Source organism: Spirosoma sp. KNUC1025 (genome assembly GCF_045160025.1).
Taxonomy (GTDB): domain Bacteria; phylum Bacteroidota; class Bacteroidia; order Cytophagales; family Spirosomataceae; genus Spirosoma.
Map to the genome: position 1 here is coordinate 4,873,066 of NZ_CP087139.1, position 12,136 is coordinate 4,885,201.

At 49.1% G+C, this 12,136-nt stretch carries 17 protein-coding genes; 8 read left to right on the top strand and 9 right to left on the bottom strand.

Annotated elements, in window-relative coordinates; all coding sequences use genetic code 11:
• Positions 1-5: 5 nt before the first annotated feature.
• Entirely contained in the window at positions 6-764 is a 759-nt protein-coding gene (locus LN737_RS21350; protein ID WP_405511845.1) for a cyclopropane-fatty-acyl-phospholipid synthase family protein, read from the bottom strand.
• Between the two features lie 79 nt (positions 765-843).
• On the bottom strand, positions 844-1,311 hold the full coding sequence (locus tag LN737_RS21355) for a redoxin domain-containing protein (RefSeq protein WP_405511846.1): 468 nt from the start codon (positions 1,309-1,311) through the stop codon (positions 844-846).
• Positions 1,312-1,404: 93 nt separating this feature from the next.
• Here LN737_RS21355 and LN737_RS21360 point away from each other — a divergent pair, with 93 nt between their 5' ends.
• Positions 1,405-2,331 (top strand): ROK family protein, encoded by a 927-nt coding sequence (locus tag LN737_RS21360; protein WP_405511847.1) that lies wholly within the window; start codon positions 1,405-1,407, stop codon positions 2,329-2,331.
• Positions 2,332-2,395: 64 nt separating this feature from the next.
• On the opposite strand, the gene LN737_RS21365 is transcribed toward LN737_RS21360, so the two are convergent.
• Both LN737_RS21365 and LN737_RS21370 read right to left on the bottom strand, forming a co-directional pair.
• On the bottom strand, positions 2,396-5,050 hold the full coding sequence (locus LN737_RS21365; protein ID WP_405511848.1) for a TonB-dependent receptor domain-containing protein: 2,655 nt from the start codon (positions 5,048-5,050) through the stop codon (positions 2,396-2,398).
• Between the two features lie 159 nt (positions 5,051-5,209).
• Entirely contained in the window at positions 5,210-5,953 is a 744-nt protein-coding gene (locus LN737_RS21370; protein ID WP_405511849.1) for an SOS response-associated peptidase, read from the bottom strand.
• Between the two features lie 275 nt (positions 5,954-6,228).
• Between LN737_RS21370 and LN737_RS21375 the strand changes: the two genes are divergently transcribed.
• Complete coding sequence (locus LN737_RS21375) at positions 6,229-6,906, top strand: pyridoxamine 5'-phosphate oxidase family protein (protein ID WP_405511850.1); 678 nt, start codon at positions 6,229-6,231, stop codon at positions 6,904-6,906.
• Here the strand turns inward: LN737_RS21375 and LN737_RS21380 are convergent.
• The 3 genes from LN737_RS21380 to LN737_RS21390 are packed head-to-tail and all read right to left on the bottom strand — an operon-like array spanning position 6,864 to position 7,841.
• Entirely contained in the window at positions 6,864-7,016 is a 153-nt protein-coding gene (locus tag LN737_RS21380) for a hypothetical protein (protein WP_405511851.1), read from the bottom strand. The genes LN737_RS21375 and LN737_RS21380 overlap by 43 nt on opposite strands.
• A 38-nt stretch (positions 7,017-7,054) precedes the next feature.
• Complete coding sequence (locus LN737_RS21385) at positions 7,055-7,483, bottom strand: hypothetical protein (RefSeq protein ID WP_405511852.1); 429 nt, start codon at positions 7,481-7,483, stop codon at positions 7,055-7,057.
• A 13-nt stretch (positions 7,484-7,496) separates the two neighbouring features.
• A complete protein-coding gene (locus tag LN737_RS21390; RefSeq protein WP_405511853.1) occupies positions 7,497-7,841 on the bottom strand; it encodes a DUF6249 domain-containing protein in 345 nt (114 codons plus the stop codon).
• A gap of 114 nt (positions 7,842-7,955) precedes the next feature.
• Here LN737_RS21390 and LN737_RS21395 point away from each other — a divergent pair, with 114 nt between their 5' ends.
• Both LN737_RS21395 and LN737_RS21400 read left to right on the top strand, forming a co-directional pair.
• Positions 7,956-8,522, top strand: a complete 567-nt coding sequence (locus LN737_RS21395) for an RNA polymerase sigma factor (protein WP_405511854.1) — start codon at positions 7,956-7,958, stop codon at positions 8,520-8,522.
• The gene (locus LN737_RS21400) at positions 8,519-8,941 is read left to right on the top strand and encodes a hypothetical protein (RefSeq protein WP_405511855.1); all 423 of its coding nucleotides are present in this window, start codon (positions 8,519-8,521) and stop codon (positions 8,939-8,941) included. The genes LN737_RS21395 and LN737_RS21400 overlap by 4 nt, the downstream gene beginning before the upstream one ends.
• 23 nt (positions 8,942-8,964) lie before the next feature.
• On the opposite strand, the gene LN737_RS21405 is transcribed toward LN737_RS21400, so the two are convergent.
• A complete protein-coding gene (locus LN737_RS21405) occupies positions 8,965-9,504 on the bottom strand; it encodes a DUF1349 domain-containing protein (RefSeq protein ID WP_405511856.1) in 540 nt (179 codons plus the stop codon).
• Positions 9,505-9,642: 138 nt separating this feature from the next.
• Between LN737_RS21405 and LN737_RS21410 the strand changes: the two genes are divergently transcribed.
• From LN737_RS21410 to LN737_RS21425, 4 genes are read left to right on the top strand one after another with little or no spacing between them, the layout of a single operon-like run.
• Complete coding sequence (locus LN737_RS21410) at positions 9,643-9,954, top strand: antitoxin Xre-like helix-turn-helix domain-containing protein (protein ID WP_405511857.1); 312 nt, start codon at positions 9,643-9,645, stop codon at positions 9,952-9,954.
• Positions 9,951-10,070 (top strand): MbcA/ParS/Xre antitoxin family protein, encoded by a 120-nt coding sequence (locus LN737_RS21415; RefSeq protein WP_405511858.1) that lies wholly within the window; start codon positions 9,951-9,953, stop codon positions 10,068-10,070. The genes LN737_RS21410 and LN737_RS21415 overlap by 4 nt, the downstream gene beginning before the upstream one ends.
• Complete coding sequence (locus LN737_RS21420) at positions 10,070-10,528, top strand: RES family NAD+ phosphorylase (protein ID WP_405511859.1); 459 nt, start codon at positions 10,070-10,072, stop codon at positions 10,526-10,528. The genes LN737_RS21415 and LN737_RS21420 overlap by 1 nt, the downstream gene beginning before the upstream one ends.
• Before the next feature lie 51 nt (positions 10,529-10,579).
• Entirely contained in the window at positions 10,580-11,080 is a 501-nt protein-coding gene (locus tag LN737_RS21425) for a DUF4385 domain-containing protein (RefSeq protein ID WP_405511860.1), read from the top strand.
• 25 nt (positions 11,081-11,105) lie between these two features.
• Here the strand turns inward: LN737_RS21425 and LN737_RS21430 are convergent, their stop codons facing one another.
• Positions 11,106-11,789 carry a hypothetical protein gene (locus LN737_RS21430; protein ID WP_405511861.1) on the bottom strand — a complete coding sequence of 228 codons (684 nt, stop codon included), beginning with the start codon at positions 11,787-11,789 and terminating at the stop codon, positions 11,106-11,108.
• Positions 11,790-12,136: the final 347 nt, after the last annotated feature.

The following is a 12,136-nucleotide window of genomic DNA, read 5'->3' on the forward strand; positions in this document are numbered from 1 at the left end:
ATTCATTAAGCTGATTTTTCAGCTAACACCCATACTGCTTCATCGCCCAGCGCAAACGCATCGCCCTCAATAGTCCCGTAGCAGGCAATAACGGATAGGCCAGCCTCGGTAAATAACCGCCGTAATTCGGCCAAAGTATAAACGTAATGCTGTGCGGTACGTGTCTGTATCTGTCCGTTCCGCACGTATGTCAGATGGGCGTCGATTCGACTCTCAAGTGGATGGTATTCGTGCTCTGCCAGAAACAATATATCGTCGCCAACGGGCTGCCAGTTCCGCGCCTGATAATCCGGCAGAACGGACTCGGCAAGCATTTCTGAATGCGCCAGAAACCGGCATCCGGGTTTCAGCAGATCGGCGATACGTGTCAGGAAGGCCAGCATTTCAGTACGTGGAAAGAAACTAAAACTATTGCCCAGGCAATAAGCCGCATCAAACGACGCAGGCGATCCAATCTCACTCTCCCCAATGCTCAGAAAATCACCATTGATGGCTACGACCGATAATCGTTCAGCATCAGCGACCGCCTGCACCTCGGCGATATACTCCGGTGAAATGTCGATGGCGGTTAGACGAGCGCCCATTCTGGCTAGCGGTAACGCATGGCGACCGTAGCCACAGAACACATCCAGAATACGATCGCTCGGTCCGAAATCCAGAGTTTCGACCAATAGTTCGAGGTCAAGCTGGGTTTGTTCCTCAGTCTGAGCCGCTTTCCAAGCTTCCTGCGGTAACCCGTTGAAAAATGTATGATACCAGGCCATGTTTTGAATGATGAATGATGAATGATAAATGATGAATGACTACTCCGTGAATTCATCATTTATCATTCATCACTCATCATCAGTTAAGTGAAGTGAGTGTTTCCTGAACAGCCGTAAAGTTGGGGACATCGCCGGCATTTTCGAGAACTTCAGCGTATCGGATAATACCTTCTGCATCGATAACAAAGGCAGAGCGTTTGCTAACGCCCCTCAGATTCATGGTGAACATTTCGTAGTACGTATCATATGCCTGAGAAATTTCCTTATTGAAATCAGACAACAGATCGAACGGCAGTTTTTGCTCGTCTTTAAATTTAGCTAGTGTAAACGGAGAATCGACTGAAATACCCACTACCTCAGCATTGAGCCCCGCATACGTACTGATGTTGTCACGCATCTCACAAAGTTCGGCGGTGCAAACGCTGGTGAAAGCCATTGGGAAAAACAGGATGATCAGGTTTTTGCCTTGAAAATCGTGCAGGGATACTTCTTTTCTATTCGTATTGAACAGCGTAAACTCGGGGGCTTTTTGGCCTACTGAAAGCATGGTAAATCGTTGGTTAATTAACTTTTAACAGCAAAACTACGCTCGGAATCGAATTAAATCGTAATTCGTAGTTCGTAAACCCTTTTCCAATCTATGCAGACTTATTGGGGCATCGACCTGGGCGGTACCAAAACTGAAGGCGTAGTGCTTTCGTCTCCCTCGCCCGACGCCGTAGTTATCCGTAAACGTATTGACACAGAAGCGCACAAAGGATACGACCATATCCTGAAGCAGATGGTGGATTTAATTGAATCGCTCCAGGCCGAAACCGGTTTAAAACCCGAACGGGTTGGGTTCAGCACGCCCGGCACGTTTGACCCGGCCCGGCAGGCTATGAAAAACTGTAACACCACCGTTCTCAATGGTAAACCCATGAAGCAGGATCTGGCGCGCTTGCTCAAATTGCCCGTCGAGGTAGCGAACGATGCCAACTGTTTCGCACTGGCGGAAGCCACTATGGGCGTAGTGCCGGACGTAGTCCCTAATTTTCAGACGGTATTCGGGGTTATTATGGGTACGGGCGTTGGCGGTGGCATAGTCATCCGGGCTAAAGGCAGAGACAAACGCCCGTTTGTGCTTAATGGCTTACAGGGACTTGGGGGCGAATGGGGCCATAATATTCTGGAAGAAAACGGCCATCCCTGTTACTGCGGCAAACGAGGCTGCGTAGAGCAGGTTATCTCGGGCCCGGCCTTACAGCGGTACTATCAGCAGGTCAGTGGTCAGGAGTTGGCTATGCAGGAAATTATCGACAGGTATCAGCAGGGCAACGATCTAATTGCCAGCCAGACCATCAACCGGATGCTGGAGTTTTTCGGACGGGGCATTTCGGTAATTCTTAATATCCTCGACCCCGATGCCATTGTTCTTGGCGGTGGCCTGGGCAATATTGATCTCCTTTATACGGAAGGGGTAGAACGTGCCCGAAAGTATATCTTTAATAGTCGTGAGATTCACACGCGTTTTCTGAAACCAAAGCTCGGCGATAGTGCTGGTGTTTTCGGTGCAGCCCTGTTATAACGTGTAAAGGGCGTAAGCCAGTAGTTACCGACTTACGCCCTTTAATGATTCTCTTTCTCTTATCTTATCTGGGCCGTGCTCCACCGCGGTTGCCACCCTGAGCGGGCTGCTGTTGCGGCTGCTGATCACCACCCTCACCTGCTTTTACGTCGTCATTTTCAACAGAGCGTCCGCGTTTGCGTTGTGGTTGATCAAAGCTTAGTTTACCAAACTTATAGCTGAAGTTCACCCGGATACCCGCGTTATACAGCTTCGTTACGCTAACCTGGTTGAAGATTGGGGATTGCGACTCTGACCGGATGGTGAAGGGAAAATTGAAGAAATTTTCACCCGCTATACCGAAACTGCCGCGCTTGTCTTTCAGATCTTTCTTCACGCCCAGGCTGTAGAATCCGAAGCCGCCCTGATAACCCTGCAGTTGCACCTGTTTGCCACGCATGAATCCGAATCCCTGTACACCCCAGCCATTTTTAAGCGTTACGTTTGTGAAGAGCCGCCCGGTCACAACCCAGCCTGAGTTGGTGGCGTTGTATACCGAGTTTGCACTGTTGTTGGTCAGGTAGGAATAATACAAATCGAAACCACCGCCAATCTGCCATTTCGAGAATAGGGTGGCATTACCAAATACGTTGGTTCCGTAGGCTGACTCCCGACCAATATTCAGGTAGGATGTCTGGATGACCTGCGAAAGCGTCGGGTTTGTTACCTGCCCTACCCCCGACGTAATGGTGTCACGAACGCTGGTGATGGAGTTGTTTGTTTGCCGGGCAAACAGCGCTACGTTCAGGTAAACGCTTTTGATATATGTACTCCCGCTTAGTTCGTAGTTATCAGTCAGTTCGGGCGACAGATACGGGTTCCCTTTTGTAATGTTAGTAGGGTTTGAGGTATTTACGTTGGGGTTCAGGAACTGAATACCTGGCCGCTGTAAGCGACGGTTATAGGCCAGCTTAACGGTTTTACCTCCTTTCAGCGATTTTGAAATGTTGATGCTCGGCACCAGGTTACTATAATCCGGGATACCCAGATCCTGACCCGCTTTTACGGTTTGATCACCAGTCTGGTTCTGGCTAAAGTTCGCATTGATGGTGGTGTGCTCATAGCGTGTTCCAGCTTTTATGGTGTACTTATTTTTGGTCGTAATCGTGTACGATACGTAACCAGCGCCGATGTTCTGCTCGTAATTCAACGTATTGGCCGTTCGGTTCGGGTCAGGTACGAAGCCGCCCGTTCCGGTAGCGATGTTATAGCCGTACGCACTTTCTACCTTCCGGAAAATGCCTTTGCCACCGACTTCAAGCAACTGGTTTTTCCCGATTGGGGTCTGATAATCCGCCTGAAGCGTACTTTCCTGATTAAAGCTGTTGTTCAGGTTTTGCAGCCGGGACGCAATGGTCGTAAAATCGGCATTGCTCAGAATATCCGCCGTGAAGTCGTTATTACGGTTGTTGCGACTATACTGCGTCGATACGCTCAGTTCCTGCTGCGGCTTGAATGTACGGGTGTAATCAATGTTTGCATCCACCGTACCGGATAAGTCTTTCGTCAGTACGTTCCGGTTTGAGATTGAAGGAAAGTATAGATTCGGCGACACCGTTCTGGTCAGGAAATTATCCTGATTTTGGTAATTGTTGCGGGCACCGTACCGAAGGCTGGCCGTAATGGCGCTGTTCTTGCTGATGTCATAATCCCAACCGAGCGTATACTGTCCAAACAGACCGTGGTTACGGGTATCAGCTGTCTGGTCGGTGGTTGTTATACCATTCTTGCCTACGGTCTGCTGCGTGTTGGCAAAACTACCGACGATGTTGTAGTTGGAACGGCCAAATCCGCTCAGGCTAAAGCCCATTTTACCCGTCCGCAGGTTACCATTTAAGCCCAGGTTAGCGCCCCGGTTGCCAACGCCCGTATCGAGGTTGAGGGTAAAGCCCTGAAGCGTTGTCTTCTTGGTGATGATGTTGATAATCCCCGCCGACCCTTCTGCATCGTATTTGGCGGATGGGCTGGTGATTACTTCAACCGTCTTGATCATATCGGCCGGAATCTGCTTCAGGGCATCCGCTACGCTGCTGGCTACAATCGTACTGGGCTTGTTATTGATTAATACCCGTACGTTACTGCTTCCCCGCAGGCTAACGTTACCGTCCAGATCCACCGACAGCAGGGGCACTTTGCGCATTACGTCCGTCGCATCGCCCCCTTTCGCCGTTATATCCTTATCGGCATTGTACACTAATCGGTCTACTTTTTCTTCCACCAGTGACGCCTGCCCGACTACCTCCACTTCTTTCAGAGTACGAACATCGGCACCCAGTTTCACCATACCCAGATCAACATCCCCCTTGCGATTCAACTTAACGCTCGAAACCGTCTTGTTCCGATACCCCACAAATGAAATCAGGAGTTGAAAATCGCCTTCCGGCAATTTGTTCAGCGTGAATTTCCCCTTTTCGTCGGCAACGGTTCCGTCGATCGGTTTTTTCGTTTTGGTATCAATGAGTGCAATACTGGCAAATTCAACGGGTTTGTTCGTGGTCGAATCGACGACAACCCCCGTCAATTTGGCATTGCCACGGGGCGTATCGGCCGAAGAGGTGCCTGGAATAGCCACCGGACGCTGCTGACCGCCACCGGGCATAGTTGGGAACTGCGCCCTGACTACGACGGGTGTCGTCAGCAAAGTAGTTCCGATCAAAAAAGAAAGTAAAGGATTTTTCATAATGAGATAGCTCAATTACAGGATTGTTTCAAACTGCCAAAAAGCCAGCTTGTACAATGGCTTAAAGACAACTTAGTTGACCAAAATTCGTGACAAAAAGTTTCCTGTCTGTGAATTATACACAAACGGTATGCTCTCTGGACATATGGGTTTCACTCGTTAACTGAATAGCTGGGGCTTATCGCTTAGTTCGGCGTAGTTCGAAGGGGCCAGCACTTCGGGTACGTCGTTGGGTTCGGTACGTGAGGTAATCCGTTTGCTAATGCTATAACTGTGCATTTTGCTGGCCGGATACTGGCTGGCTAGCAGTTGAAGTACTTCTTTTTCGCTCAAATCGTCGTGCAGCCAGGCTTGTTCAGCTTTTGGAGAGAGCAGGCAGGGCATCCGTTTTTTGGAATTGTGAATGGCCGCCAGCAACGGATTTGCGTCGGTGGTCATGAGTGTGTAGCTACGTATCAGTTCCCCCGTATCGGGGTCTGGCCACTCGTCCCATAGCCCGGCAATCGAAGCGATTTTTTGATCTTTGGCATTGATGTAAAACGGAAACTTTTTGCTGCCAATCGTATGCCATTCGTAAAATCCGGTTACTGGAATCAGGCAACGCTTACCGGCCTGCGCAACCGAGCGAAACGAGGGCTTCTCGTAAATCGTTTCAGAACGGGCATTAATGGTTTTGGATCGTATGTCCATTGCATCATCCTGTGTTTTCACCCAGTGCGGAATCAACCCCCAACGTAGCATCTGAAACTGTGCAGGTTCCTGATGAGTCAGAATCGGCCAGGTCGGAAACTGATACGCGTTAGCATGATAGACAGGCTGAAAACCAGACGATTCCGGCATGGTAGCTTCAAAACGTTCTTCGAGTTGTGAGGCCGTAACATTGAGCGATTTATGGAAACACATGATACAAATGGCTATGCCCTTGATTCTATAATTTAACCAAAAAAGACGGGTTCTGGTTATGCAAATCTGGTATTTATTACCCGGTTTAAACGGGGTCTTCCATCTCCCTCACCGGCGTTTGACGTAACGAATCCAACCTGAGCATTGCCTGTTTTCAGAAACTCAATTTCTATTACGGTACGTACTTTTCTCCGTTGGTTGCGGACCTCCTCAAAAATCTACACAGCAAACAAAAAAGCGTACAGGACGTTATTCTTCATCGACATATCTGGTTTATGATTACTTCTGAGCAGGCCACTACCCAAACCACACCAGCAGACATTACGCCATCCGGCAAGACCGATTCTGCTGGCTCTGCATCAGCCGAAGGTTCACTAAACGACCTGGAACGAGCCAGTTGGCACCAACTCACAACCGGCTCGGAGCAAGCGCAGGATGGGTTCCACGTGATGACCGTAGCCACATGCACCAACCGGGGAGCCGATGCGCGGATGGTTGTACTCAGGAAAGTCGACGCTGTTCGCAAATATGCCTGGTTTCATACCGATGCCCGCACAGAAAAGGTGTTGCAACTCGAAGCGTTTCCAACGGCGGCTCTGCTCTTTTGGGACCCCGAGCGGCAGGTGCAACTTCGCTTAACCGTTGAGACCCGGCTTCATACCGATGATTACGTAGCCGACGATCATTGGAAGACCCTGAACGATCGCGAACGAAAGTTGTATTTATCGGAATACGTTCCGGGCACTGAGTTGCCCCATCCTTATCCCGGCTTTCCAGAGTCGCTGGCGGATCAGGACCCTGGCAGCGAAGATGAGAAAGCCGGGCGCAAAAACTTTGCCGTGATTGAATGTCGAGTGCTGGCAATGGAATACCTGCATCTGAGTCGAAGCGGGCAGAAACGAGCCTGTTTTCAGTATGAACCCGAATCCAGAATGGTCTGGTTGGCGCCCTGATTTCGGGTCAGAAGCTGCCAGCCTAAATAAGCTATCGGGATAAAAAGCAACGTATCGGCCACATGAGCGATTAAGGCGATGCGAGGAATACGACTCAGAGGAAAGGCCATGGCTCCCAGACAAATCATGATACCCACCCAGAAAGGCACTACTTTTTTCGTAACATATTGATACCAAGCACCAGCAGGCTTAAGGGAAACAATGGCCCGGACAGAAACATCGTTATGTTAAAACTAACCGGGTGCACAGCGGCCTGCTTAAGAATGGCCTGTTTGGTAATCCCGAATACGTCGGCATAAATCCCCCGCATCCCGAAATTATTCCCGCTGATGCAGCCAAAGATGGCAACCAGCAGTCCCGGCACCGCATACCTCGGCATGGTATCTTTCAGGTACGAGAACAAGCCCATAAACGCAATAATCCAGAACGTGGTGGCAATCACCAGCAGCGTTCCTCCAGTGATATCATACTCACCCTGCTGCCAGTAGAAGGACGATACAACGAACAGAAATGGGGCTATAATCATGGACAATCCTTGCAAGCGCTGTTCAATCAAATTTGTAGTAGTGTACTTCATAATAGTACGTCAATTAGGGTTTATTACGAGACGAAACCAGTACATAATAGACCAGAAAGCCAAGCGCGGCCGACACCAGAATAACGCCATACGGCAAACTCGAATCCGGCGAAACGGGCAGGAAATGAATAACGATCAGACCAAGTCCTGTAAACAGTAAAATCAGCCCCCACTTCAGGCTTTCGGCTGGCGATTGGTTGTCCTGCTCCATCTGCCGATGAGTTTGTTCGTTCCAAAGGCCCAGTTCGAGAAGCCGACGACGTAGCAGATACGTTGTTAGCGGGCGCATGGTCAGGTAGATGCCAACAGCCATTGACAAGATGACGTAAGCGGCCTGTAATCCATATTCGTTTTCCATCGGAATACTTGTGCTGTTTGCACATGAGACAACTCAGATTTGTAGAATGTTGCAGGTCCGCAAAAATTTCCGGAAACTGCAACATGTACAGCAAAGTCGCTGTCTAACAGGCCGATGAGTGATGAACAGGCGCTAATACAGCAGATACTTCAGGGAAACGTTCGGGCTTACCAGACTCTGGTTGAACGGTACCAGCGGTTAGTACTGCACATGATCCGGCGCATTGTTCAGCAACCTGCCGACGTAGAGGATGTTTGTCAGGACGTATTTATGAAGGTGTATCAGCACTTGCCGGATTATCAGTTTGAGTCGAAACTGTCTACCTGGATTGCTACCATCGCGTATCGAACCGGGATTAATTACCTGAAAAAGCATCAGAAATTTCGGCATCAGCAACCCATTGATCCGTCAAGCGATCTAGACATCGACTCAGGTCTGCCGGACCCGGAAGAATTAGCTGTGTACAATGACTGGAGGACATTTCTGCACGCTCAGATTGATAAACTACCGGTCCATTATCGTACCATTTTAACACTTTACCATCTGGATGAGCTATCGTACGAAGAAATTGGTCAGGTGACCGCCCTACCCGCCGGAACAGTTAAGAATTATTTGTTTCGGGCACGAAAGTTATTGAAAGAAGCGCTGGAAACGTACCAAACTCGCGAACACAAGTTATGAATAAGCTGACAGACCAACAGATACAGCAATGGCTGCAAATGCAGCGCCGTAGTGGGGAGAAACGTACCGAAACCGGGAGCGACGAGACCGAATTTGAGCTTTACAACCGCCTGTTCGACGAGTTGGCTGCTGAGCCTGCCAACACAACCCTTCCTTATCTGTTTGCCGCCAACGTAACGCGGCAGATACAGCAGCAGGTCATTACCCGAAACGAAACCAGGGTATTTGTTTTGTATGGGGCCACGATCCTGTTCATATTTCTCATAACGGGCCTGATCCTCTTTGCCGCCCATAGAGAAGCTTTGACTGCCTTTGAGTTAGGTTTATCCCGATTGGCTATGCCCTTATTCTTACTGGTGATGAGTATCATTCTCATCCAGTGGGCCGATTACCGGTTTGTGAAACGGCTGGAAAAATAACGCACTGTTTTGTAGCGACCCCGTTACGAAATAGTCAGCACTGAAAACTGCTCGAATGTTACGTCGAATCCCTGCCCATCGGGGGCAGCCGCCATTAACCCGATCTGAACCGTTACGTCGGGCGGGAAATAGGCTAACCTCAGCATCTGATACGTAAAATCGTCGAACGAATAATCAATACGTACTGAGTCAATCTGACGAGTCAGTCGTAAGTACACGGAGGGAGGAAAATGAGTAAGCGGACACACCGACCAGTCCGAAAATTCCCGCGTAACGACTGCGCTGATGTGTTGCTGTTCATCCACGTATTCAATACCCGTCTTCATCCAGTTGCGATCATCGAGCCGGATCATCAGTCCAGCCTGATCGTACAGGTTTTTGTACTGCCCGGTAACTTTTACACTCGCTACGAAATCGCCGGCCAGCTCCCGGTAGTAGAAATGACCATTATCTCGGACAAAATCATAGTGAGTTAACCGCCAGAAATCAGTGTCTCCTTCAACTCGTACAAACAGTCGCTCCTTTTCTTCCGACCAGATTGCCGGTTTATTATACCAGATCATACCGCTTTGTTTTCGGCGAAAGTAAAGAAATTGAGTGAATACCAACCGTCAGGATAAGTCGCCGAACGAATAATCGATTAGTAGCTGAACCGCGCTACGTCAATTGTCGTTATATTTGCGCCAAATGACGCAGAGACCATGAACACGACAAGCACGATCAATCAGTATTTCGGAGCCAAAAACGCACCACCTATCCGATCCATATTTGATCTGATTGAAGTGAGCCGCAAGGGATTATCGAAAAAAGCCGTTGCTACAATGGCTCGTCATCTTGGCTTGGCTCATACCGATCTATTTACGATTCTGCACATTTCGGCCCGCACCTGGCAGCGATACACCGACGAGAAATTATTACCTCAGGATGTCACGGAAAAGGCGCTGCAACTAGCCAATCTGTATAAACGGGGGAAGAGGTGTTCGGAAATCCCGAAAAATTTAACGGCTGGATGAATCATCCAAGTCCCATTTTAAACGGAAAGAAACCGGTCGATTTATTAGATACTCAATTTGGCTTTCAGGCTGTGCTGGATGAACTCATCCGTATCGACTGGGGGGTGTTGGCCTGATGGAAGTATTTCGTCTGTCAAACGCTCGCCGAGCTGATGATCTGACCGGAACCGGTGCCCGTTTGGTAGGAGGACGCTGGAATTACATCGGAACGCCGGTATTGTACACAGCCAGTTCGCGTGCGCTGGCAACCCTCGAAATTTTGGTGCATAGCCCCTTATCCTACGTTCCAGATTTCTACCGCATGATGACCATCCGGGTACCGGACGATTCGCTCCTGAGCATTCCGCTGGACCAACTGCCCACAGGCTGGAACACGCTCAATCCGCCAACCAGTATAAAAGGCATGACCGAAAACTGGCTTACGGAGAACCGTTTTCTCCTGTTGAAAGTCCCCTCGGCCGTGGTAGAAGGCGAGTACAATTTCCTGATCAATCCGGCTCATCCGCGCTCGTCCGAAGTGATCATTGTTGACAAGCAGCCTTACCAGTTCGATCCCCGGTTATTAGGTCGTTAGCCATCAGGCCGTCTTTGTTGTTATACGTAGCAATAACAACAAATCAGACAGATGGCAGCCAACAACCGGGCCTTCAATTACGATCTTGACTACCGGCATCTGAACCTGCGCGAACAGCCCGAACTCTACCGGGTTGGCAAAGGCGAGCAGGGCGTATTGCTGGTCAGGCCCTACAAGGAAGAAATTTTACCCTACTGGAAGTTTAAAACACCAGACATTGCCCGGGAGTCGTCGGAGAAGATTTATCAGCTTTTTCTCGACTACAAGCAAAAAGGGGATTTTATTGGTATGGATATGGCCCGGAAATTTCTGCAAATGGGATACACCCGCTCCCGTCGATACGCTAATCACGCCAGCGGCCAGAAATACGATGGTCCGGTGCCCGACGATCAGAAAGGCCGTTCCGGGGCTCATGGCCGCGACCAGCTTCCGCGTGTCGAAGATCCGGTCAAAGCCGAATCTGCCCGCATCTTTTACGGCAAGTACCTCGAAGCGCGGGAAGATCCAGACTATAAGAAACTGAAAAAAGAGTGGCAGCAGAAATACGGGTAAACTTGCATAGACGAACTAGTCCCTGCTAGATTTCAGGCTCTTTCTGTAAATAATACCGACCTACGGCTCGATCAATAGTAAGCCGGTACACAACAGTCGTTGAATAAGCCTTGACATTCAGCCGGTACACCCCGCTTGGTATTTGTGATAGGTTCAGATGCCGGAAATAGATCGGTTGATTCGAGCAATCATCAAAATACGTTGTTAGTCGATCTTCACTTTCCAGCGTAATTCCGACCAGACGACGCTTCGTCTGGGCTAAACGAAGCGTAAGCCGGGCATCCTGATCAAGAGAGGGATTAATATCTGCCATGACGATCCCCCGCTTACGAATGACCTGCCTTAGATTTGACTTGTCAGCTATAGAGGGGTAGGCCGCAAAAGAAAGGTCCGTATTGTCCAGATAAGCAGTGGCTAATATGCGGTTGGTTGTCAGGTTAGACAACAATACGTCGAAAGCACGGGTCGTTTGCCGGTTTATGCGCTGGGTTGATTCAGAAAGTTGTTCCTGATAAAGAAGCTGATGATGCCGATCAAAAAATTGAATAACGGGCTGGGTCTTACCGTATTCAGCCCGAATCCGCCAGTACGCTTGTAAAGAATCTTCACGTACATACGAATCGACCGTCTGAGAGTAAGCAGACTGAGGGATAAAGCCAAGAAAAGCAATGATCATTACGTTAATGAGCGACAAAAGGATGGTTTTCATAGTTGTGAGTGATTAGTGTATAAGCTGTCTACTCACAAATGGCAACAGCCGTGCCATTCTGCCAAAATGGCCTAAAACCGCATCTGAGGTCTATTTCAGGCACTTTCTGGTTCAAAAACGGACGAACCACTTGTCCGGCTGTCCGAAATAGGACGAGGCTTATATGTTTATCTGCACCATTTCCGGCGCTCATTCCCCGAAATAGATCAAGTTGTTTCGTGCCTACCTTATCCAATATCTATTTCAAGGTCGTACTTTCGCAACCAATTATAGATCGAATTGGTGTATGGCGTAGCTTACCTTAACACTCCGAATGATATCTATTTGATTTAAAGCATCTTATATTT